The sequence below is a fragment of the Streptomyces sp. SAS_270 genome (assembly GCF_052543295.1).
The window spans coordinates 14,150-36,487 of sequence record NZ_JBMNDS010000077.1 but is presented as its reverse complement, the minus strand read 5'-3'; the positions used below and the strand labels follow the sequence as shown (position 1 = coordinate 36,487).

Below are 22,338 nucleotides of genomic sequence, written 5' to 3'. Positions count from 1 at the left end.
TTCAGGGAGTTTCTCTGTCGGCGCTGGCCTGCCAGTACACGGCGCCTTCCCGAGTGGCCCGGGTGTCGGGGTGGTCCGGTCCCAGGACGCGGAGGCAGTCCTCCAGCAGCTGTGAAAAGGCAGTCGCAGCCCCGTCCGCGTCGCCTGCCATACCTTTGCAGTAGGCGAGTTGACCTCGCGCGGACAGAGCGTCCGGATGGTCCGGGCCCAGAAGGCGCATGCGCCCGGCCACCAGTTCTTCGAGGGCGGCAGCAGCGCCGTCCGGGTCTCCGGCCTTCCCCAGGGACGACGCCAGCAGGTTCCAGGCGGTGATTGTGTCGGGGTGGCCCGGCCCCAGTACCCGCACGCGAGCCGCAAGCAGCTTCTTCCACGCCGCTGCGGCACCGGAGTGATCTTCCGCTTCTTCACGCCAGTGGGCGAGGATGCCCAGCGTGGTCAGAGTGTCCGAATGGTCCGGGCCCAGCACGCGCAGGCAAGCTTCCAGAAGTTCCTCCTGCGTGGCTGCAGCCCCCGCCGGATCTCCTGCCGTACCTCTCGTGTAGGCGAGGCTGGCCCAGGCTTGCAGGGTATCGGGGTGGGCCGATCCCAGGACGTGTGTTCGTTCCTCCAACAGCTTTACAGCCGCGTCGACTGCAGACTCGTCCCGAGGAGCAGCGGTGGTGTCTCGGGATGTGCTTGCGTGGGAGTCTGGTGCCAGTCGCTCGTCTGCTGGTACAGGTCCGGCTGCGGCCCTCGCCTCACCCCGATCGCAGGCAATGGCGTGGACGACGGCGAGGTTGCCTTGCACCGTCTGAGTGAGCGAGTGGTTGCTGCCGAGTAGTTGCTCGCAGTCCGCGAGCGTTGCCTCAAGGAGTGAGATGGCGCGGGCCAGATCCCCCGCCTCCTGGTAGGCGTGGGCGAGGTTGCTGCGGGAGGTCAGGGTGTCGGGGTGGTCTTCGCCCAACACCTGCAACCGGCTGGCCAGGGTCTGCTCGAACAAGGGAATGGCGTGGGCCGGGTCCCCCGCCTCCTGGTAAGCGCTGGCGAGGTTGCTGCGGCAGGTCAGAGTGTCGGGGTGGTCTTCGCCCAACACCTGCAGGGTATCGGTGAGCGTCTGCTCGGACAGGGGAATGGCCTTGCCCAAGTCACCCACTGATCGATATGCGTTAGCCAGGTTGTTGCGGGAACTGAGTGTGTCGGGATGGTCCTGGCCCAGTACCCGAACTCGGTCCTCCAGAATCTGCTGCCTCAAGGGAATAGCGCGGTCTAGATCTCCCGCCGCTTCATAGGCAGCGGCGAGGTTGCTGTACGAAGTCAACGTGTTCGGGTGGTTCTCTCCCATCAACCGCACCATGTCTGTGACTGTCTGCTGAAACAGGTGGATAGCACGGTCAAAGTCGCCCACGGATGAGTATGCGAAAGCGAGGTTGTTACGAGAGACAAGGGTGTCGGGATGGTCATGGCCCAGCACCTGACCTCGGTCCTCCAGAATCTGCTGCAGTAGGGCAATGGCACTGCCCTGATCTCCCGCCGATAGGTAGGCATACGCGAGACTGTTGCGGCAGCTCAGTGTCCTGGGGTGATCATCGCCCAGTACTTGCACCATTTCGGCGGCAGTTTGCTGCAGCAGGGGGATGGCGCGGCCGGGATCCCCTGCGGCCTTGTATGCCATGGCGACTTCACTGCGGGAGCTCAAGGTGAGCGGGTGGTCACTGCCCAGCACCGCGATTCTGTCGGTAAGGGTCCGCTCGTACAGCGGGATGGCACGGCGCACGTGCCCCGCCGCCTGATAAGCACGGGCGAGGCTGTTACGGGAGGACAGGGCGTCAGGGTGGGCACTGCCCAGAACACGCTGGGTGTCGGCGAGGTTTTGCTCGAGTAGGGGGATAGCGCGATGAAGGTCCCCTGCCGACAGGTGGAAGGCGGCGAGGTTGCTGCGGATGGTCAGGGTATCGGGATGGTCCTCGCCGAAAACTCGCGCGGCGTCGGACAAGACATGCTCGCAAAGGGGAATGGCATGCTTTAGGTCCTCCAAGGCGCCGTAGGCACTGGCCAGGTTGTTCCGGCAACCCAAGGTGTCGGGGTGGTCCTCCCCCAGAACGCGCTCATAGGTGGCAAGGGCGCGTTGGAGGTGTGCAGTTGCTCGTATGAGCATTTCCTGGTCGAGGAGGAATACTGCGGCTCTGTTGAGGATGCGCGCTGTTGTTATCGTGTCGGCCTGTGCGGAAGCGTGGTCGGAGAGGGCGTCAATGTGAGGCAGCAGAGTGCGCCAGGCAGGCCAAGTAGCGGAATCTTCAACAGTGGCGGGTAGGGCGTTGTACAGGTTGTTGGTGGCCTGCTCGCGGGCCTGGTCGGTGTGATCACGTGTGCGGTGGGGGTCGTCGGTGTCCGGGGTTCGGGCGACAGCTTGGACGAGGCGGTGGATGGTCAGTGTGCCGGTTCCGGGGTCGGGGGTGATCAAGTTGTAGGCGGTGAGTAGGCCGATTGCCTGGTTCAGTGCGGGTGGGTCGGTGGAGCCGTCGGCAAGGGTGGTGGGGATGTTCTCGGGGGCGTACCAGGCCAGGGTGCGTAGGAGGTCGGCGGCTGCGGGCTGGCGGGTGGTGATCTGGTCCAGGGTGATGTTCCAGATCCGGGCGATGGTGCGCTGAGCGGGGGTGGTGGCTCCGCCGTGGCTGTACATCGCCGTCGGGTGCTGGGTGAGCCGGTGGAGGTAGCCGCGGGGCGTGACCAGTGGGTTCTGGGCGAGGTAGGCGGCCGCTTGGTCGACTGCCAGGGGTAGATGGCCGAGTTCGGTGCACAGGTCGGCGGCGCCGTCGAGGTCGCGGGGGCCGGCTGCGGTGGTGATTCGGGTGAGGAGAGCGAGGGACTCGGCCTGGTCCAGGACGTCGAGGCGCACCGTGGTGGCGTCGCTCCAGGCGGTGGTGAGTCGGCTGGTGATCAGGAACCGGCCGCCGTGGGCACGGGCGATCAGCCCGGAGATGTCGGCGGGATCGTTGACGTTGTCGAGGACGAGCAGCCAGCCGGTGTGGCTGGCCAGCCATTGAAGCCCGTATTCGGTGAGTGCCTCGGTCGGCAGTGCCTGGGCCAGGGCGGGCTGCAGTGCGGTGGTGAGGGCGGCCAGGCCCTGCTGGACCCCGGCGGGGCTGTCGGCGGCGATCCAGCGGACCGGTGTGCAGCCGTGCGGGCGGGTGGCGGCCCAGTGAGCGGCCAGGGTGCTCTTGCCGATCCCGCCCAGGCCGTGCACCAGTACCGTGCCGGGTGTGCTGAGGTCCGAGTTCAGTTGATCGAGGGCGTGGGTGCGGCCGACGAACTGCGCCGGCCGGTAGGGCAGGTCGTCCATGCCCGTGGGGGCGTCCACCTCGGCAGGGGGGCGCATCGCCTCGGGCGGCAGGTTGACGGTGGGGCTGAAGATGCCGGTCACGGCGATCCCGCCATGGGATGCCGTCGCGTTCCCGCTCTCGATCACCACCTGTTCGGCGCCCGGGGCTCCGGGTGCAGGTTCCGAGGGGGAGTCACGTGGAGCCCACTGCGCTCCGCGGCCACTTCCCCCAGCAGCGTTCGCCGGCGCAGAAGCTCCCTCGCCCGAGTCGTGCTTGCCCCACGGTCGCCTGACCATGCCGACTCCCTGCTTGCTCGGATCAGTCGGGGCGAGGGCGGGGGCCGCTATTCGTTGACGACGCCGCTGACGGCGCTGGAACCGGTCCCTGCCGCTTCGGCGTCGCCGGTGTTCACCGCAGTCGCCGGGCCCGAGTGGCTGTCGCCCGTGCGTTTGACACCGGTGACCGCGCTGCCGCCCTCCCGGGCAGTGGCCTTGCCCGTTCCGATGGCCACATCACCGGTTGAAGCAGCAACGAACGACAGCAGCTCCTGCAGCTGCTGAACTGCCCGTTCCTGCCCGGGGGCATCGAGGCTCTCCAGCAAAGTCTCGAACCGTCCCTGCCACAGGCCTTCCTGCCGCAGCCGTTCGGTGGCGATATCACCTGCGCTGCTCAAAACCTGCGCAGTGTGGTCCAGCCGCTCGATCTCAGCAGCCCCGCGCGCGGCGTCGCCGCGCGCGAAAAGATCCCCCATCCGTCGCTGCAGGCCGTTCCACGCATCGGTTCCGGCGGCCCGGACCACCGCGGAACCGCCGGCCAATGCCAGGCCCGTCAACGCCTCGACCAACACGCGATCACCGCTCTCCGCGATAGGGCCACCTCGGCCGTCCACATCGAGCAGCCGAACGGTCCTCAGTCCCTACATCCAGCAAAACCCACATATACCGACAGTGCAAAGCGCACCAAGCTGTACACGTAGCCGGGTACCAAGTTGGACAGCTTCACGGTTCTGGCAAAATATCCGCAGCCGGAGATCATTTGGGTGCTGAGGCCGGCCGGCTTGCATACCGGCGACGGATATGGGCGATCAGGACGACGCCGGTGGCGGAGGAGCGGAACACCGGCGTGTCCTGCGTGCTGGTCTTCGCGCAGAGCTCCGACGAGGCCGGCAAACGGTGGCAGTCCACTGTGGGAGAGCTCGTCGAGCCAGGAAGACAGAGAGTACCGCGCAGACTTTCGACAGTTCTCTCATATTCATCCTCAGTGAACTCGGGCGACCGCATCTCACCATTGCCGTAGCCCTTCACCCACCCAATGCCGAACGGAGCCAGCGCCGTCTCCTCGGTATTGAGCAGCCGATCATCCCTTCAAAGGATCTGCACCCAGCGGCGTTTTGGCGGTGGCGTTGCAGGTTCAGCCACTTGCCCAGCGCGAACCCCTCATGCCGGGCGGGCTGGGAGACGGCGAGGTGGCCGTGCTGTTCGGCGAAGTCGCGCGCGTGCTTCAGGCCGATGGTGACCGGCCGGCGCCGCCCGGGCCACGACCGGTAGCGCTCGACCTCGGCCGCGGTGAGGCCAAGGCGGGCCAGCAGCTGTTGCTGCCCGGCATCCAGGTGCGGGTAGTGGGCGATCTGGTGCTCAAGCCACCGGGCCAGCCGGCGCGGCAGCCCCGCCAGGTTGTCGCCGCCGCGGACGGGGCCGTGGGCGCGGGTGTGTGCACGGGCGCGGTGCCAGGCACGCTGCCAGTCGATCGGCCAGGGCGGATTCCACCACGGATCCAGCTCGGCAAGCAGCCGTGCCTGCCCGGCGCTCAGCGCACCGGCCTCGGCCCGCAGGTGGGCCAGCCACCGCCCCAGATCGAAACCCGTATCGCGGCCGCCGGTGTGCGCGACGGCCAGGTGCCCGTGGCGGGCCGCAAAGGCGCGGGCATGGACGAGGCCCTCGGCGAACTGCTGCTGGCGGTGCCGGTGCAGGCCGCCACCGCCCAGCCGGTGCGGGACCCGCACTCCGTCCGCACCCCGTGCTCCCGGCCCGTCACCCGCCGGTCCGAGCCTGCCCGCGTCCACGACCGCCTCGATGCTCGCCCCGGCCGGCCACGGGTCCTCGCCCGCCTCCACCGGCCGGTGCCGCGCGCGCACCCACCACACCCCGCGGTGCACCGTCAGCGGCGACGTCTCCTGCCCGCGGTGTTCGCGCGCGAGGGCCGTCATCCACGTCGCCAAGGCCCCCGGGCAGCCCGCCTGTTCCACCTCCGCCAGCCAGGCCCGCCCCAGCCGGACGTCCAGCGCCGCCGCGAACCGTCCATCCCGCCCCGCCCCGCCCCGCCCCGCGCACCAGCGCCCGGGGCGCGCCGCCGGTGACCAGCGGCTGCAGCGCCGGATCCACCAGCGCCCCCGCGAGGGCCACCACATCGGGGAAGGCGACCGCATCCCGCACCCGCAGCCGCCACCACGCCGCCGCCCGGCCCACCGCCTCCGGCCGGCGCCGGCACGTCGCGCCCACCACCCGCTCCAGCCGCGGCCCCCACACCCGCTCCCGCTCCCAAAACGCCTCCTGCTCCCACCACCCGCACACCACCGCCCGCGCCACCGCGAACACCGCCCCCGGATCGACCCCCGCCCCTACCGCCCGCCGCGCCACCCGCACCCACCGCGCCCCGGCCAGCCCCTCAAGACCCCCCACGTCCAGACCCTGCAGCGGCTGCGTGTCGCCCGCATCCAGCAGCCACCACCCGTGCCGCACACACACCCGCACCCACCGCGACCGGTACACCCGCACCCCCTCCCCACCCCCACCTCCGCGCCGTGCTGCGCACCGCGGGCAGCCCCAGCACACCGGCCCCCACGCCCGCACCCCCACCCGCCACCGCGCCCACCCTCCACCACCGGCGCAGCCGACGAGCTCCGCAGGGCCGGCCGTCCACGACGGCAGCGCCCGCGCCAGATGCGCAGCCGGAACGCGACACCACGGCCGACACCTGCGCCGCTTCGTCGAGGAGCACCTCGCCCTGCACACGGCCACCGCGGCCTGTACGGCTGGCTAGGGCGTTCGATATCGGCCCCACCAAGGCGAGTTCAACTGGCCCCAGTTCGCGGATGATTCGTGAAGATCAGGCGCCGTGCGGTGGCCCCGGAGGGCGGCTCGATCTGGGACCACCGCTGCGGAGGTGGGGAGAGGCGAGCGCCTGAACGGATTTCAGCGCGTGCGGTGAAATCCGGGGCATCGAGCCAAGCGCATCATATCGTCCCGTCGGCGTTGGTGCGGCGAGGGAGCAGACAGTCGAAGACGATCCCGGCCAGCCTCCCGGGCCCGTCATTCGTGCCGCGGTGGCGGCCGGCCGTCAGTGCGGCCACGACGATGGCCTGCACGTCGGCTGCATCCACGTCGTCGCGCACTGCCCCGGCCTGCTGGGCGCGGGCGAGGAGTGCGCCGAACAACTCGCGTAGCTGTGCTGCCAGTTCTTCGGTTGCGGCCCCCATGGGGCCGCCCGCCGCCGTAACGGCTTCGGTCAGGTCCTGCTTCGCATCGGCCTCGGTGGTCATCTGGGCGAGGAAGGCGAAGAACGCCGGCCCGGCCTCGGCCTCGGTCAGGGCGGCGCGGACGTCGAGTGTCAGCTGCTCCAGGTGCTCGCGCACGACCGCCTCGAACAGTGCCTCCTTGGTGGGGAAGTGGCGGTGGACGGTGCCCGGTCCGACCCCGGCCCGGCGGGCGATCTCGTCGAGGGGGACGGCGAGGCCCTCGGTGGCGAAGGCTGTGCGGGCGGTTTCCAGGATGCGTTCCCGGTTGCGGCGTGCGTCGGCGCGCAGGGGGCGCTGTCGCTCGGTGGTCAAGTGTCCTCCCGGGATTGGGACTTGGGGTGTTGATAAGCGGGGCCTGCGCCCCGTATATTCAATCACGCAACCGGGGCAATCGCCCCGGTTATGTCGAGAGGAGTGTCCCATGACCACTGCCGCACCGCGGGAAGTCCTCCACCACTTCCTCCGCCTCACCGCCGACGGCCCCAGCGAGGCGATGGCCGACCCGTTCACCACGGACGCCGTCTTCGAGATGCCCTACTTGCCGCCGGGCGCACCCGCGCAGGAGCCGGGACGGGACGCCTTCCGGGCTCACCTGCGGGAAGGGGCAAAGCTGCAGAAGTTCACCGCCGTGGACCACGTCCACGTGCACGAGACGACCGATCCCGAACTCGTCGTCGCCGACTACCGCCTCCACGGCCGCGTCCTGGCCACTGGGAAGCCGTTCGCCTTCGACATGGTGATGTTCGCCCGCATCAGGGACGGACTGATCACCTGGTCGCGCATTTACTCCAACCCGCTCGACGGGGCGATCGCCTTCGACGCGGCCGAGGGACTGCTTGCCGCAATCACCGCTGCCTAGGACCTCACCCCTGCTGACCAGAGGCGATCATTTCGTCCCGTTAGCCTTGTTCGCCCTGGTGCGGGCCAGGCGGTAGGACTCGGTGCCGGTCTCGATCAGGGTGGCGTTGAAGGTGAGCCGGTCCACGATCGCTGCGCAGAGCCGCGGGTCCGTGAAGGTCTTGCTCCAGCCCGTGAACGCCTCGTTAGAGGCGATGGCGATACTGTTCTTCTCCTCCCGCTCGGTCAGAACTTGGAAGAGCATCTCGGCGCCGCGGCGGTCGAGTTCGAGGTAGCCGAGTTCGTCGATTTCCAGAAGGTCGACGCGTCCGTAGCGGGCGATCGTCTTGCCGAGTTGCTTGTCGTCGGCGGCCTCGACCAGCTCGTTCACCAGGCTGGCCGCGGTGGTGTAGCGGACGCGGTAGCCCGCCATGGCGGCCGCGGCGCCCAAGCCGGTGAGCAGGTGGGACTTGCCGGTGCCGGAGTCCCCGATCAGACACATCGGGTAGCCCTTGGTGATCCAGTCGCAGGTAGCGAGGCTGTGGATGACGGCCGGGTCGACGTTGGGGTTGGCGCGGTAGTGGAAGTCGCGCAGCGACTTCTCGCGCGGGAAGTGGGCAGCCCGAATGCGGCGTTCGGCCCGGCGCCGGTCGCGGTCCTCGCACTCCGCCATCAGCAACTCGGCGAGGAAGCCCGCGTAGGACAGACCCTCCCGTTCCGCGCGGGCGATGGTGTCGGCGGCCTGCGAGCGCATGGTGGGCAGCCGCAGCATGCGGCAGGCGGTATCAATGGCGGCATCGGACGCCTGTGCGGTGAGCGCGTGATGGGCGGCAGTCATGACGGATCCTTCCGGCGAAGCTGGAACAGTTCGTCCCACTGCTCCAGGCGGGGCAGAGGGCGGGCATCTTCGGGCAGCGGCCTGGCCAGTCGGTGCGCGGTGAGATGGCTGACCTGCGGCAGCTGCGGATCGGCAGGCTCGGGCCGGTCGGGGGTTGCCGGGGCGGCGGTGACGGTCGGGGCCCGGCCGTCGGCCTGTGCGGCCTTGCGGGCCTCCAGGGCAACCACGTCCTCGCTGCAGGTGCCCAGCCTGAGTGCGGCGCGAAGGCCGACGATCACGTCGCCGTGCTGCTGATGGCGGTGCAGGAGAAGGATCCTGACCAGGGCTTTCGTCCCGTCGATCTCGCCGAGCTGCTGCTTGGCCAGAGCCCAGAATGCCTCGTGCTCAGCGGTGAAGGTGCCCTCGGCGCGGGCCTGGTCATCGGGGAGCGCCTGGATAAGCCCCATCTGACGCTTATAGCTGAAGAATTCGGCCCAAGCTTGTTGTCACCCGGAGAAGTGGCGCGGTTCCCTCAAGCGAGCGACCGATATAAGGCTCGGGTCACGCCTGTTGCGGTTCGGTTCACGGACGGGGATGGTCTCGTGTGGTTCCGGGATTTGGGAACGGGGGAAGTGATCTCGGCGAAGACTGCGGAGTCTCGCTTTGGGTTCGGTTTCAACTGGCGTCGGCACGCTCGCTCTCGGGATGCTTTGTATGGCTTTGAAGTTCCGCTGGAGGAGCGTCGCCCGCTCTGGCGTCGAGTTCGTTGACGTTGCCGCCGAGGCGAGGGGCGTCGTATCCGGCGTCTGTAACGATCAGGACGTCCGGGTCGCCCGTCTGCCACTGTCCCGCGGCGGTATGTCGGACCGTGTGGGCGGTTCCTCGGGTGTCTGGGTTGGTGGGCCGTCAGTGCTCCCTCCTGTCTCCTGCTGTTTCTGTTCCTTCTCTGTCGTCTGTCTCTGTGTCCTGGGGGGTGTGGGTCCTGCCGGAGGCAGGCACACCCCCCCCAGGCCACTCCCGGCTTCCTTCACTCCTGTGGGGGTTGGGTCCCGGAGGGACCCTTTCTCTTTTTGTATTCCGTGATTTACTTTTTCTCACGGAATACAATTCAAGTCTCCTTGGTTTTAAGGGAATCGGAGATTCCCCCTGAACCTCACTCCGGGAATGGGGACGTGACGAACCGTCAACTCAATCCCCAACTCAAACTCGAACTCCCCGCCCCTACAACCAAAATCAGCACCCGGATTTGTGCCAGAGGCACAAACCCTCTCCGCCTCTTCTCGTGCCGGAGGCACGCAAGTTGTGGAATGGCCGGAGGCACCCCCAACGACGTCGCCGAATCTGTCGCCGCACGCGTGGTCCGCTCCCGCTTGCTCTACGAGGGCGGCCCACCGCTTCGTCGTCCTCATGGAGGAATCCGTTCTGCGCTTCCGCACCGCCGGCCCCGACGCCATGCGCGGGCAACTGCGCGACCTCCTGGCCGTGATGCCCCTGGCATCCGTGTCCATCGGGATCATCCCGTTCACCGCGCAGCGCACCGTGTGACCCCTGGAGGCGTTCTACCTCCACTACGACGTCCAGGCCGTGGTGGAAACACTCACCGCAGAGATCAACGTGACGCAGCCCCGCGAACTCGCCGACTACGCCAAGGCCTTCTCGCGCGCACCGTCGACACCATGACGCTGCCGCTCGCCGAACTGCTCCTGGCCACCTGCCGCGCCGTGCTGCCCTGGCTGCCGCTAGCGCAGCGCAGCGTCTGGGAGCCAGCCCCCGAGCCCGTCGCGCCGGGCTCACTGGGGAGGATCGTCGCGGCCACGACCGACGTGCGGGCTGCGGTGGCGCTCCTGCTGGACGGGATTGCCGGCGCCCCCGCCACCGGAACGCCGATTGTGCCGCAGACCCCGGCTCGGCAACCTGCTCGCCGCGATGACTCTGCCGTCCATGTCGCTCGGCATCATCCCGGCCGCGGCCGCGCAGGAAGGGGTCGTGTGGCCGCTGGAGCAGTTCACGGTGTTCGACGACTCGCGCATCCACGTGGAGCTGCTCGTCGCGAAGGTGACCGTCACGGCCCCCGGTGAACTGGACATCTACCTGCGTGCGTTCGCCCGGCTCACGGAGCTTGCCGTGTACGGGGCAGAGGCGCGCACCCTGATCGTGAAGGCGCTCGACGCACTGGGCTGAGGGGTGCGGCGATCCGCCGCACCCCCGGACATGACGAAAGCCATGCTCTCAACCGCTGGTGCGGGCCCCGCGCGTGAACGGCTCGAAGGTGTGGCTGAAGTGCCACGTGTCCTGGGCGATGCCGGAGCAGGAGTTGGCGCCTGCGGTGCCCACGCAGCCGCCGTTGTCGCGCTGGAGGGCCCAGAAGGAGAGCGTGTTGATCCTCTTGGCGACAGCCCAGTTCTCCACCGTGACGGCGTCCTGCGTGGTGAAGGTCTCCTGCGGGCCGTAGTCGTCGATGCCGGGCATCTCGGTGACGCCGATCATGTGCCAGAGCTTCGCCGAGCTCTTCCTCGGGTAGAGGGTCGCCAGCTGGTCGTGCAGACCGGCGGCGGCGGTCTCGGTGTCGGCCGCCATGTCATGGGTGGCGCCGTCCCAGTAGTCGAACGTCATGATGTTGACGACGTCCACGCGCGCGCCGTTGTCGACGGCGTTCTGCAGCAGGGCCACGCCGCCCGGCGCGAGGCCGGTGTTGGTGGTCGGCAGGGTGTAGGAGAACTGCACGCTGCGACCGGTGTGTTGGGCCCAGCGCTGGACCTTGGCGATGGCCTTGTTGCGGCGGTCGATCCCGGCGGTGTTGTTGATGGAGTCGGCCTCGATGTCGAGGTCGATGCGGGAGACGCCGTACGTCGTGACGAGACTCTTGTAGACCTTGGCGATGGAGTCGACGCTGGTGCAGCTGTCGGCCAGTTCGGTGCCGGTGGTGTCGGCGCTGTAGCCGCCGAAGGACGGGATGACGTTGCCGCCGCGCGCCTGCATCGTGGCGATGTCCTTGCCGAAGGTGGCCTTGCCGATCGGCTGGGTGGTCAGGCCGTTCCAGTACGCGGCGCAGGAGCCCGCCGCGTCCGTCTGGAGGAAAGCCATGGTCAGGTACTTGTTGCCCGACTCGGCGGCGAGTGCGGCCGGGCTCTCGCCGGTCCACGCCTCGAAGTAGGGCGCCGTCACGTGTGCGGGCATGGGCTTCGCGCCGTACGAGGGCGCCGGTTGCGCGGCGAACGCGCCACCTCCCCCGAGGGTGACAAGCCCGGCCGACAGGGCGGTTACGGCCATGCAGGACAGCAACGTGCGAAGAGGAACAGGTCGTCTCATTGACGCTCCCATGAGAAAAAGTGCAGGCGGAGACAGCGGGTACACATGCTGGGACTTCCGCCCGGCCGGCAGACGCAGGAGAACTCCCCCTCGACCAGGGGCGAACAGTCCCATCGTTGGACTAGACCAATTATCTGTCAAGGTTCTTTACGGTTAACTGACCTGAGTGGGCACGGGAGGTGGGCGATGAGCGATGGGAGGGTGACGGCTTGCGAGCCGGTGCGCGTGGCGAGTGATCGGGTGTGAGTAGTTGCGGCCCACGCCGTCCGGGTGCTGACCGGGTGGCTGCGCAGCGGCGAGATCTCCGAGCAGTGCGCCCGCCGCCGCATCCGCATCACCATCCACTCCGTAGAGTTGGAGATCTTCGCGCGCAACGCGGAAGTGCGCTCGACCCTCGCGATCGAGGCAGTCATGGCGGCCGGCCCCGAGTTCACGGAGCGGGCGCTGCGCGGGGGCGACTGGGACCCCGACAAGGGGGTCTGCATGTTCACGTACTTCGTGGGTGCGTGCCTTTTCACCTTCCGCGACGTCTTCAAGAAGTGATCCCGCGACCTGATGCGGCAGATCAACAGGGTGACTGCGGACCTGAACAGTCAGGACCCCGAGGAGGGCCAGCTGTACTTGTGGCACTCGAACTTCGGCGACCCGGCCCGTCGGACTGCCGACCGGGACACCGGGCGCCGGATCCTCGCGGAGGCCACCCCGGAGGCCAACGCCATCTGCCTGCCGAAGTACGAGGAACCCGACCTGACGTACAAGCAGATAGGTGAACGCCTCGGCGGCATGACGTCCGGGCGGTCGAGGGGCAGCTCCAGCGGCTGCGCGGCACCGCGTTCCGGCTGGCACGCGAAGGGAAGATCGACTACGTGCGGAGGGCCGGCCGGTGAACGCCGGGATACGCGGCACGCTGTCGAGCACCGGAAGCGCCCTGGTCGGCCACCTCGCCGGGGCACCCTGGTGGGCCGTCACAGGATGCACGGTCCTGCTGTTGGGCATCATCGCGCTGCAGAGCGTCTTTCCCCAGAACTCCGCCGACCGCCTCGCCTGGTGGAAAGACCGGCGCCGCTACCGCAGGCCCGGCCCTCGCAGGGACCGGCCGCCCGCTGTACCTCCCCCGCCGCGGACAGGCGCGATCAGGCCCACACGTACGCCTCGGCCGGCCCGGAGGGGAAGTCCGGATGGTTCGTCAAGAACTGCGCTTCTGCCCGCATCCAGTTGAGGGGCTCCGTCGCCGCCTCGACGTCGCCGTGGTCGAGGTGCGCGGTCAGCCGGCCGTACGCCTCGCCGAGCATTCGGTGATACTTCGGCCGCCGTTCCACTTCCTCGAACCGCGCTTGCAGGAACTCGTGCCAGCGCTCCGCCTCGACGCGCAGCGCGTCGAGACCGCCGTAGCGGGGTCGCACTTGCCTGCCAGTCGTGATCCGTGCCCCGGCCATGGTCGGCTCCTTTCCGGTGAGGGGGCGGACGTCATGGTCGTCACGCCGTGTACCGAGATCAACGAGCAACCCGCCCGAGACGCACGCCCGGCCGCGGTCTCCGGCCGGGCCCGCCGACGCAGCCGTTCGCCGGCGGGCCCGGGGCGATCGGACTTACCCCGCCGACGGAGTGTCGGGCGTGAGGTAGCCCAGCACCCCCAGGCCGAGGCCAGCTATGCCGACGAAGGCAGCGCCGCCTGTGGTCAGCGCCGCAGGTTCGTGGAGCCGAGGGCGAAGGCGACGATGCCGCTCACCAAGGCGCTCACCAAGGCCGCCAGCAACACGACGACGACGCCCATGATCTTGGGACTCACAAAGTTCCCTTCCGGGTGGGAAGGGGTGGCCGATGTCCGACGCCCTCGTGGCAGCCGAGCCCGACCACCCCTGACGAAGTACGAACAGGTGTGATCAACACGAGCGCGGCCGACTCGCACTCGCAGGGCGCTGGCTGCCTGCTGTCTTCGCTCCGTACGAACCTGTACGGCTGCCTTCGGACTTACAGGGAAAGCTCCGGGCGCAACTCCCCTTATATCGGCGGGGACGCAACGCCAATTATATGTGATGGCCGTGACACCCGGCGGGCTACTGCCGTGCCTCCGGGCCGGGCTGATCAGCCGGTTCGCCATCAACACTGCGAACAGGTCGAGCGCGTCGTCGACCGCCTGCGCCTCCAGCTGACGGACCACCGCCGTCAGCAGTGCGGTCCGCGGCTCCGCGCCCGCCCAATCGTCTGCGCCTTGCTCAGCCGCCCGTACCGGGCCAGCGCGGACAGCCGGTTCACCGGCACCCGCGACAGGTTCACCCGGCCCAGCGCGAACGCGGAGATCGATGCCAAACACGTCTGCCGCCTCCTCCGACGATCCGACCGTCGTGGCCCGGCGTCAGGCGTTCGGGCGGCGTCTACGGGAGCTCCGTGTCGCCACGGGCCGCACGCAAGCCAGCACCGCTGCGGAGGCGGGGATCGATCGCGCCTTCTAAGTGAATGTCGAGAACGGGAAGAACAACATCTCGTTGGACAAGATCTTTGCGTTGGCCGATGCCCTGAGCGTCGATGTGGCGGAACTCTTCCGCGGTCTCGAGTCCTGACAGCAGGTCTTGCGTAGACACCGCCTACCAGGGCAGCTTCGCGGTGCGTTCAGGGTGGGCCGCGGTGATGTACCGCATGGCGGTCTGCGTGCGAACGTTTGCATCAGGCTGTCGTCCGGTTGAGCGGAGGACGACTTGGCAGGCTTCGCGTGTGGCTCGATGAGGCCAAGCGCAACCCGGAGACTGTCCTATCGTTCGGCGAGTCGTTCTTTCGATGTCTCTGAGGACACGGATGCCTTGGGAGTGGAGTTCATCGGATACGTCCGCGGAAACCCCGGCCGTCAGGCCGGGGAGGAATCGGACTCCTGCGGAGCAGGGCAAGGTGCCGGGATCCGCTTGGGCCTCGACATCGCCGTCACCATCCGCTCTAGGCGGGTTAGCCGGGTCTTCTCGGTGCGGGCGGTGACCAGGCTGAGGTAGAGGGCGAACTGGTCGGATTTGCTGAGTGTTTCGTAGAACGCCCGCGTGGCCGGGTTTGCGTCGAGCGCTTTGACGAGATCCGGCGGTGCGGTGGCATTCTTCTGCGAGGTGTATGCCGTTTCCCAGCGGCCGTCCGCCCGCGCCGCCTCGATCTCGGCGAGGCCGCGGGGGCGTATCCGGCCTGCCGTGATCAGGGCCTTGGCTTTGTCGACGTTCACCTGCGACCAGGCGGAGCGGGGGTTGCGGGGTGTCGTGCGCTGCAGGAAGTAGGTGTCGTCAAAGCCGCGCCGCAGAGCGTCGATCCAGCCGAAGCAGAGCACCGTGTCGACCATCTCTTCCCAGGTGAGCGACGGGATGCCGGTGTGCTTCTTGGCGATCTTCACCCAGAGCGCGGTGCGTTCCCCGTGATGCGTGTCGAGCCAGGCCTCAAGCTTGGCCGGGCTCGCGGGGACAAGGATCTCGACGCCGTCCTCGTATTTCTGCATAAACCGCAGACTAGAGGCCGTATAGGGCAGATGTTGACCTACCCGAACGCACCGCTCAGGTGACCTGCTCAAGCGGCCTACTCATTTGAGTTGACGGTCTTGACGGGCGTCGGTGGGTTCGCGTCGGTGATTTTCAGCTTCGGCGCCGTGTTCGTGGTGCGGGTCTTCGAGGACGCCGCCAGGTTCGAGTTGGCGTCCTTTGAGTGCTGCACCGGCTTCCGGACGGTGGCCCTTCACGGGTGGTGCCCGGTTCGGGCCGGCGATCTGCAAGGGTGACGCCGGTTCGCGTTTACGGCTTTTGAGCCGTTGTCAGTGGTGCCGGGCATGATCGGCGGGTCAGCTCGTAGTGGAGACAGGGGAGTGGCATGCCGATCACCAGCCAGCGGGTAGCGGGACGCGCGTTTTTGCGGCAGATGTACGGCGACTCGTACTTCCCTGATCACGTGGTCGACAAGGGGAAGGCCATCCTGTTGCGGCTGTGCGAGCGAATTGAGGCCGAGCAGCCGTCGGATCTGGAGACCTTGTATGCGCTCACCCAGGCTGCGACGGAGGAGTTCAACCTGCTGGACAGGGAGTTCGTGGTGGCCGGGAGCGAGATCGAGACGGTTGCGCGTGAGTGGATCTGTGACGAGTTCTGTTTCGTCGCGTCGGCATACGGGTTCACGGACGCGGACGCGGAGGAGCTGACCGCCGGCCGGGACTGGTGAACGAAGACGAGAAGGCCACCTCCGATCAAAGCCGTTCGTTGAGAGCTGCGATCAGCACGGTGGGCCTGGGCCGCTGGAGGTGGCACACCTGGTCGGGGATTTCGTCGGCGTTGTCTGCGGTCGCGCCGCCAACGGCACTCGCGGCGGCCGCCTGCCCGTTGAGGAGCAGACCCCCGTCGGCAAGGCGGCCGGTAACACGGCAGGCAGGAACTCCCGTGCCGCTACCGGCGTCGGCAAGAACGCCAAGAACGCCAGGAGCGCCGGGGGGATCAAGGGCAGCGGGGGCGGCCGGGCGGTGGGGCCGTCAGGCGGGGCAAACCCCGCCGGGGTGCCTGACTCCCGCTGTGGCGGGCCGTTGCCCTTGAGTCCGTCGCGGTGGTCTCCTGGGTGGTGGCCAAATAGGTGTAGGGCGGTGGGGGTTGGCCGCGTGGGTGGCTGTTTGTCTGCCGTTAGGGCCGAGGATCTCTCAGTCGCCTTTTTGTCTGTGTCGTGTGCGTCCTGCCGGCGATTACGGCCTCGTCGTGGATTGCGGTCGGTTGCCGTGTCGGCGGTCTGTCTTTGCGGGGGTGCCTGTAGTGCCGCATGCCGTCCCGCCCGTGGGGGTGGTTTGTCTGTCATGGCCGGCTGCTAGGGCTGTTATGGCCGTCCGTGTCCTTCCTGCTGTGTGGGGGTTGTGGTGGGGTGCGAGGGTTTCTCGAGTGGGTGGGGGGAGGGTGGGGGGTGCAGTCGGGTGGGGGAGGGGGGTGGGGCGTGGTGTCGGGGCGGGTGGGTTCTGGTGTTCATACCGTTGAGGTGGGGGCTCCGGCTGGGGTTGTGTATGGCTTGTTGGCGGATGCCGGGCGTTGGCCTGTCCTGTTGCCTTGGTATGTGCATGTGGAGCGGATGGATTTTGATGGCAGTGTGGAGCGGCTGCATTTGTGGGAGTTGCAGGGGGGTCGGGTGTGTACGTGGCATGCCCGGCGGGTGTTGCATCCGCATGCTTACGCTGTCGATTTTGAGCAGTACGAGCCCGCTCGCCCTGATGTGGTGGTCAGTGGGAGTTGGCGGGTGGAGGCGGCGGGTGCGGAGCGTTCGCTGCTGACCTTGCGTCAGGAGCGCACCCTTGACCCCCCGCCCCATGACGTCTCGTCCCATGGCCCCTCGCCCCGTGACTCCTCGCCCCTTGACTTCCCGTCCCACGGCCTGCCGCCCCGTGACCTTCCGTCCCATGACTTCCCGTCCCATGACTTCCCGTCTCATGGCCTCCCGCCCGATGACCTGCCGCCCCTCGGCCTTCCGCTTCATGACTTCCCGGTGCTTGACCTGCCGCTCCATGCCCCCTCGCCCCACGGCTTCTCGCCTGAGGGCCTGCCGTCTCATGACTTCCCGCCTCACGGGCGGTCGTCCGTTGACTCGTCGTCGGTGGGTGGTGTGCGGCGGGTTTTGGAGGTGGAGGTTCGGGCCCGGTTGTCTCAGGTGCGGGAGTTGGCCGAGTGCTGGGAGAACCTCGATGAGCTGTTGTTGTGTTTCGAGGACAGTGTGCGTGTGGAGGGGCCTGCCGAGTTGGTCTACGACTTCCTGTATCGCATCGGGGAGTGGAGTGAGCTGCTTCCGCATGTCGAGTGGACCAGTGTCGTCGAGGACGTGCCCGGTATCCAGTTGGCGGCGGTCGACAGTTGTGGGGCGCAGGACGGGCAGAGCTTCACCACGCATGCGGTGCGGCTGTGTTTCCCGCATGCGGGGCGGATCGTTTTCCAGGAGACGCTCTCCGAGCAGTTGATTGCCGCGCACAGTGGTGAGTGGTCGGTGGTGCCTGAGGGGGAGGGGGTGCGGGCGGTGTCGGAGCATCGTGTGCTGCTGCGGGCGGAGGCCGTCGAGGCGGTGCTGGGTCCGGGTGCGGACCTGGCCCTGGCGCGTCGTGAGGTCCGTGAGCGGCTGGGCCGGGCCGCCGTTGAGGCGTTGCAACTGGCCCAGTGGCACGCGCAAAGCGCCGTCCGCCGCCTGCATTGACCCCTCCGGGCCCGCCCGCAGGGCCCGCAACCCCCCGGCATTCCACCCGTCCGACCAGCCCGGCAGCCCAGCCCGAGACCACCGAGACCACCAGGACCGCCCGAGACCGTCAGGACCGCCCGGACCACCCGCAACCCCCTCGCATTCCACCAGCAGCCCAGCCCGAGACCACCGAGACCGCCCGGATCGCCGGGACCGCCCGTGACCGCCTGGACCGTCAGGAGCGCCCGAGACTGTCTGGATCGCCCGGGTCTTCGGGGACCCGGCCGGCAGCCCAGCCCGGGACGACCAGGATCGCCTGAGATCGTCAGGACGGCCCGGACCGCTGGGGAAGCGCCGGGGCCGTTGGGAATGCCGGGGGCGGGGGCGGGGGCGGGGGAGCGGTTGGGGGTTGTGAGCGCTCGGTGGTGCCGGGGGCATGGAGGGCGTCGGGTAGTTCGCGGGGGCCCGGCAGGCCGACTGTGGCCGGGCCGCGGATGCAGGCCGGGATGCAGGTGTGGATGCAGGTGTGGATGTAGGCCCGGGTGTAGGCAGGGTTGTTGGTGTGGGTGGAAGGGAGTGGGTGATGGTCAGCAGCGGGGCTGGGGTGTTGCGTGTGGGTGCCGGCGGTATGGCTACGGTGGCGGCGTCGGGGTCGGGCGGGGCTGCGGTGGTGCGTGCGGCGCGGTTGGAGATGTTGCTGGGTGATCCCTGGCAAGGCGGTGGCGTGCACAGTCTGTGTGCTCTGGCGGCGGCGGGTGGGCCGCCGGTGGCGACGTTGGAGTTGTTGCGGCTGGCGGGCACTGCCGGTGAAGGTGTGAGTGTCGCGCAGGGCGGGCAGTTCACGACGGCTGAGGAGTATGTGCGTGCGCTGCGTCCGGTTTTGCGCCGGGATGTGGCGCTGGGGTATGCGGTGGGTGTCGCCCCGCTGCGCATCCCGCAGTCGGCTGTGCCGTACGGCATCCCGCAGTCGGCTGTGGTGTATGGCGTTCCGCAGTCGGGTGTGGTGGATGGTGTTCCGCAGTCGGGTGTGGCGGATGTTTTGTGTCGGCCTGGTGTGCGGGGGGTGTTGACGGCGGCTGTGGTGACTGCCGTGGCCGGCACCGTGTTGCGGGCGGCGGCGGGGGTGGTTGCTGTCCGGGGCGGTGCGGCGGTGCGGCAGTGGCAGGGTGTGTTGGCTGCGTTGTTCGCGGAGTTGCTGGCGTGTGAGTGTCTGACGGGGGTGGCGTTGCGTGCGTTGGGCCGGCCTGGTGGTGCGCCGGTGCTGGGTGCGCTGACGGGCTATCTTGTGCCGCATCTGGTCGGTGAGGGTCTGGAGGACCTCGAGCTGGTTTTGAATGAGAATGGCTGTGCGCCGTCGTCGGCGCAGCGGCGTACTTTGGACAAGGTGTGGGGTGATCTGCCCGGCGTGGGGGCCGGCCCTGCGGATACGGCGCGCCGCCTGGCGCGGCTGGTGTCCTGTCTGCCGGCGCTGGCCGATGCCGCCGGGCGGGGTGAACGCGCCGTGGACGGTGCCCTCTTCCGCCTCGGCGGGCAGGACGCACCGGCCGACACGACAGCCCTCCCGCACCCCGCCACACCCCCCGTCTCACCCCCCGTCTCACCCGCACTCCCGGCGAGGGCGGTGTCTCCGTCCATGACCACCCCGGCCCGGCACCCGCTGCCGCCCGCCTCACTCGTGCACTCCGCCGGACTCGTGCACTCCGCCGGACTCGTGCATTCCGCCTCACCCGCGGATCCCGCCGGATCTGTGCATCCCGCTGAGGCGGTGGTTGAGGCGGTGGGGGTGGTGGGTGCGGATGGTGTGCTGTTTGCCGTTCTGGGTGGTGCGGCTGCCCGGTTGGCTGGTGCGGTGGGGGAGGGTGAGGTGGCGTTGGGGCGGGTGGCGCGGCGGTTGGTGAGTGAGCAGCGTGTGTTGCTGGGTCCGTGCCGCACCACCGCCACCGCCGCCGACATGGGTGGTGTGGGTGGTGTGGATCCGGTGGGGTGTGGGCTTGCTGAGCGGCAGGCGTTGCTTGGGTTGGCGGGTGCGGTGTTGGGGGTGCGGGAGGCGGCGGTGGGTGGCGGGGGCGGGTTTTTGGCTGGTGCGGGTTGGGCGGTGGTGGCTTTGTCGCGGGTCGCGGAGCGGTTGGGTGTGCCGTTGCCGTCGGTGGTGCCGGCGGGTGCGGTGGAGAGTGTGTGGGTGGAACTGGCTGACCGTGTACGGCAGGGCAGGGACGTGGACGTGTATGCCACGCGGTTGCCGTGGTGAGCATCCCCGGCGCCCGCCCGGACCGGGACCCGGACCCGGGTGTGGGCCCGGGCCGGGACCCGGGTGCGGGTGCGGACCGGGACCGGGGCCGGGATCCGGGTGTGGGTGGGGGTGGGTGGGAGGTGGCGCCGTTGCATGTTGCGGGTCCGGGGGGTCCGTGGGAGTGGGTGCAGGAGGTGTGGGAGGACACCGGCCGGGTGGTGGTGCATACGACGTGGGGTGAGTGGCTGACTGCGGTCTTGGCGGATCCGGGTCTGCGGCCGTTGTTGGGGCGGGACTGGCCGCGTTACCGTCAGCAGGCCGCGGCGGAGGGCCGGTATCGTTTCGCGGTGTCGCGGATGGTGGTGAAGTATGCGGCGGCGGCTGTCTTGCAGGTTGATGCGGCTGGTCTGGATCTGGGCTACAAGCCGGGTGGGCGGCCGTTTTTGCGTGGGTTGGGTGCGGGGGTGGACGTCAGTCTGGCGCATACCGGTGATTTGATCGTGGTGGGTGTCAGCCGTAGCGGGCCGATCGGGGTGGATGCCGAGCCTGCTGATCGGCGGCCGTCGGTGGAGCTGATGGGCGCGCATGTGTGTACTGCGGCGGAGGCTGCCGAGCTTGCGGCGTTGGGCGAGGAGGAGCGTGCGCTGCGGTTTTTGCAGTTGTGGACGTTGAAGGAGGCCTACACCAAGGCGCTGGGGCACGGGATGCGGCGCCGGTTCAGTGCTTTCGGTTTCACGCGTGACGCGGGGGGCCGCATCGTGCTGGACAGTGATGATCCGGGTGCCGCGGCCTGGAGTTTGGCCACCCATCTCGTCCAGGGCCGTTACCTGCTCAGCACCGCACACCGCGCCGCCCTCGGCGCCTCGCCCTGATCAGTACCCGCTGATCGTGCCGCCCCGGATGCCTTGCCCTGATCGGTGCCGCTGCCGGCGCCTCGCTCTGATCAGCACCGCCCCGGATGCTTCGCCCTGATCGGCATCGCTCACTGTGCCGCCCCGGATGCCTTGCCCTGATCGGTACCGGTGACCGTGCCGCTGCCGGAGGCTTGTCCTGGCATGTGTGCGGGGTGGGTTGTTCTGGGGGGAGTTAGGGGTGGAGGCGCTGGTGGTGGCCGCCTACCGTGGCTGGCGGGAAACGCCACGCCCCTCCCGCGGTGCTGCCGGCACCCCCGAGGTCCGAACTCCCGGCCCCCGCCCGCCTGTTTGCCGGGGGCGGGCGGGGGTGGGGTGGGCCTGTTGTGCGGGGTGGTGTGGATTGTGTGACGGGTATCGAGACGGGAGGCACCTCATGACCAGCGAGCCGTGGACTGTGCCGCGGCCGGCGTCTGCCGCGCCGGGCGCCGGTGTGCTGGGGGAGGTGAGGGCCGCGTTGGCGGGTGTGCTGCACATTGATCCCTCTCACCTCGATGCCGCCCAGCCTTTCCAGGCTCTGGGTCTGGACTCGTTGCTCAGCGTCGAGTTCGTGGCCCTGCTCAATGCCCGTCTGGGTACCCGTCTGGCCCCTGGCGTGCTCTATGACCATCCCACTCCGGCCGCGCTGGCCGCTCATGTCGCTGCCGCGGAGAACACCCCCGCCCCCGCCCCCGCCGGCGTCCCCGCCCCGGACTCCGGCCCGGGTTCGGGTTCGGTGGCGGGGGAGGTGTCGGCGCAGGCGGCCGTTGCGGAGGTGCTGCGTGGGCAGCTGGCGCAGATTCTGCACTGTGATGCCTGGGAGATCGATCCCGGTGCTGCTTTCGCTCACCTGGGTATCGACTCGCTGCTGGCCGCGGAGTTCGTGGCGGGCATCAACCGCGCCTACCACCTCACCGAGCGGCCCGATGTGCTCTACGACTACCCCGACATCGCGTCGATGTCCGCCCACCTCGCCGCCCGCATCACCCACACACCCCCCAACCCCAACCCCAGCCCTGGCACCAGCCTCAGCCCTGGCACCAGCTCCAGCCTCAGCCCTGGCTTCGGCACCGGCACCGGCTCCGGCTCTGTCACCGGTGCAGGCCTCGGCGTCGGCGGCGGCGTCGTGTCGGGTGTGGTGGCTGGCCCGGTGGCGGGGGAGGGTGCGGTGCCGGGTGGGCCGGTGCGGGCGCCGTTGGCCGAGCAGGAGCTGAATGTGCTGCTCGACGCGGTCCGCGCCAACGTGCTCAGTGTCGACCAGGCGGTCGCCCTGCTGGCGGCCCGGACCGCCTGACCTC

Annotated in this window: 20 protein-coding genes and 2 pseudogenes; 11 read left to right on the top strand and 11 right to left on the bottom strand. The window is 68.9% G+C overall.

Annotated elements, in window-relative coordinates; genetic code table 11:
* Window position 1: 1 nt before the first annotated feature.
* From ACN6LB_RS36190 to ACN6LB_RS36175, 4 genes are all read right to left on the bottom strand, one after another.
* Window positions 2-3,448, bottom strand: a complete 3,447-nt coding sequence (locus ACN6LB_RS36190; RefSeq protein ID WP_445029550.1) for a tetratricopeptide repeat protein — start codon at window positions 3,446-3,448, stop codon at window positions 2-4.
* A 194-nt stretch (window positions 3,449-3,642) separates the two neighbouring features.
* Complete coding sequence (locus ACN6LB_RS36185; protein ID WP_445029549.1) at window positions 3,643-4,146, bottom strand: hypothetical protein; 504 nt, start codon at window positions 4,144-4,146, stop codon at window positions 3,643-3,645.
* Between the two features lie 453 nt (window positions 4,147-4,599).
* The gene (locus ACN6LB_RS36180; RefSeq protein WP_445029548.1) at window positions 4,600-5,706 is read right to left on the bottom strand and encodes a helicase associated domain-containing protein; all 1,107 of its coding nucleotides are present in this window, start codon (window positions 5,704-5,706) and stop codon (window positions 4,600-4,602) included.
* 825 nt (window positions 5,707-6,531) lie between these two features.
* Window positions 6,532-7,125 carry a TetR/AcrR family transcriptional regulator gene (locus ACN6LB_RS36175; RefSeq protein WP_445029547.1) on the bottom strand — a complete coding sequence of 198 codons (594 nt, stop codon included), beginning with the start codon at window positions 7,123-7,125 and terminating at the stop codon, window positions 6,532-6,534.
* A 109-nt stretch (window positions 7,126-7,234) separates the two neighbouring features.
* On the opposite strand from ACN6LB_RS36175, the gene ACN6LB_RS36170 reads away from it, so the two are divergent.
* Complete coding sequence (locus ACN6LB_RS36170) at window positions 7,235-7,672, top strand: nuclear transport factor 2 family protein (RefSeq protein ID WP_445029546.1); 438 nt, start codon at window positions 7,235-7,237, stop codon at window positions 7,670-7,672.
* Window positions 7,673-7,699: 27 nt separating this feature from the next.
* Here ACN6LB_RS36170 and istB read toward each other — a convergent pair whose 3' ends face one another.
* Entirely contained in the window at window positions 7,700-8,488 is a 789-nt protein-coding gene (gene istB, locus ACN6LB_RS36165; RefSeq protein WP_445029545.1) for an IS21-like element helper ATPase IstB, read from the bottom strand.
* Window positions 8,485-8,934, bottom strand: a complete 450-nt coding sequence (locus ACN6LB_RS36160; RefSeq protein ID WP_445029544.1) for a hypothetical protein — start codon at window positions 8,932-8,934, stop codon at window positions 8,485-8,487. Before ACN6LB_RS36160 ends, istB begins: the two co-directional genes overlap by 4 nt.
* An 849-nt stretch (window positions 8,935-9,783) precedes the next feature.
* Here ACN6LB_RS36160 and ACN6LB_RS36155 point away from each other — a divergent pair.
* A pseudogene (locus tag ACN6LB_RS36155) lies at window positions 9,784-10,147 on the top strand (Scr1 family TA system antitoxin-like transcriptional regulator); the annotation flags it as partial.
* Between the two features lie 246 nt (window positions 10,148-10,393).
* Window positions 10,394-10,648 (top strand): Scr1 family TA system antitoxin-like transcriptional regulator, encoded by a 255-nt coding sequence (locus ACN6LB_RS36150; protein WP_445029543.1) that lies wholly within the window; start codon window positions 10,394-10,396, stop codon window positions 10,646-10,648.
* A 48-nt stretch (window positions 10,649-10,696) separates the two neighbouring features.
* Here the strand turns inward: ACN6LB_RS36150 and ACN6LB_RS36145 are convergent, their stop codons facing one another.
* Entirely contained in the window at window positions 10,697-11,737 is a 1,041-nt protein-coding gene (locus tag ACN6LB_RS36145; protein WP_445029542.1) for a chitinase, read from the bottom strand.
* Window positions 11,738-12,046: 309 nt separating this feature from the next.
* On the opposite strand from ACN6LB_RS36145, the gene ACN6LB_RS36140 reads away from it, so the two are divergent.
* Window positions 12,047-12,319 (top strand): hypothetical protein, encoded by a 273-nt coding sequence (locus ACN6LB_RS36140; protein ID WP_445029541.1) that lies wholly within the window; start codon window positions 12,047-12,049, stop codon window positions 12,317-12,319.
* Window positions 12,320-12,909: 590 nt separating this feature from the next.
* Here the strand turns inward: ACN6LB_RS36140 and ACN6LB_RS36135 are convergent.
* On the bottom strand, window positions 12,910-13,212 hold the full coding sequence (locus ACN6LB_RS36135) for a hypothetical protein (protein WP_445029540.1): 303 nt from the start codon (window positions 13,210-13,212) through the stop codon (window positions 12,910-12,912).
* A gap of 730 nt (window positions 13,213-13,942) precedes the next feature.
* The gene (locus tag ACN6LB_RS36130; RefSeq protein WP_445029539.1) at window positions 13,943-14,086 is read right to left on the bottom strand and encodes a hypothetical protein; all 144 of its coding nucleotides are present in this window, start codon (window positions 14,084-14,086) and stop codon (window positions 13,943-13,945) included.
* A gap of 143 nt (window positions 14,087-14,229) precedes the next feature.
* Between ACN6LB_RS36130 and ACN6LB_RS36125 the strand changes: the two genes are divergently transcribed.
* Entirely contained in the window at window positions 14,230-14,337 is a 108-nt protein-coding gene (locus ACN6LB_RS36125) for a helix-turn-helix domain-containing protein (protein ID WP_445029538.1), read from the top strand.
* 281 nt (window positions 14,338-14,618) lie between these two features.
* Here the strand turns inward: ACN6LB_RS36125 and ACN6LB_RS36120 are convergent, their stop codons facing one another.
* Complete coding sequence (locus ACN6LB_RS36120) at window positions 14,619-15,242, bottom strand: YdeI/OmpD-associated family protein (RefSeq protein ID WP_445029537.1); 624 nt, start codon at window positions 15,240-15,242, stop codon at window positions 14,619-14,621.
* 77 nt (window positions 15,243-15,319) lie between these two features.
* Window positions 15,320-15,454, bottom strand: coding sequence for a hypothetical protein (locus ACN6LB_RS36115; protein ID WP_445029536.1), 135 nt, complete (start codon window positions 15,452-15,454; stop codon window positions 15,320-15,322).
* A 153-nt stretch (window positions 15,455-15,607) separates the two neighbouring features.
* Here ACN6LB_RS36115 and ACN6LB_RS36110 point away from each other — a divergent pair, with 153 nt between their 5' ends.
* From ACN6LB_RS36110 to ACN6LB_RS36085, 6 genes and pseudogenes are all read left to right on the top strand, one after another.
* Window positions 15,608-15,949 carry a DUF5713 family protein gene (locus ACN6LB_RS36110; RefSeq protein WP_445029535.1) on the top strand — a complete coding sequence of 114 codons (342 nt, stop codon included), beginning with the start codon at window positions 15,608-15,610 and terminating at the stop codon, window positions 15,947-15,949.
* A gap of 582 nt (window positions 15,950-16,531) precedes the next feature.
* Window positions 16,532-17,020, top strand: a pseudogene (locus ACN6LB_RS36105) (aromatase/cyclase); the annotation flags it as partial.
* A 393-nt stretch (window positions 17,021-17,413) separates the two neighbouring features.
* Entirely contained in the window at window positions 17,414-17,938 is a 525-nt protein-coding gene (locus ACN6LB_RS36100) for an SRPBCC family protein (RefSeq protein ID WP_445029561.1), read from the top strand.
* A 565-nt stretch (window positions 17,939-18,503) separates the two neighbouring features.
* A complete protein-coding gene (locus tag ACN6LB_RS36095) occupies window positions 18,504-20,168 on the top strand; it encodes a hypothetical protein (RefSeq protein ID WP_445029534.1) in 1,665 nt (554 codons plus the stop codon).
* 167 nt (window positions 20,169-20,335) lie between these two features.
* Window positions 20,336-21,022 (top strand): 4'-phosphopantetheinyl transferase family protein, encoded by a 687-nt coding sequence (locus ACN6LB_RS36090; protein WP_445029533.1) that lies wholly within the window; start codon window positions 20,336-20,338, stop codon window positions 21,020-21,022.
* Window positions 21,023-21,437: 415 nt separating this feature from the next.
* A complete protein-coding gene (locus ACN6LB_RS36085; RefSeq protein ID WP_445029532.1) occupies window positions 21,438-22,334 on the top strand; it encodes a phosphopantetheine-binding protein in 897 nt (298 codons plus the stop codon).
* Window positions 22,335-22,338 lie beyond the last annotated feature (4 nt).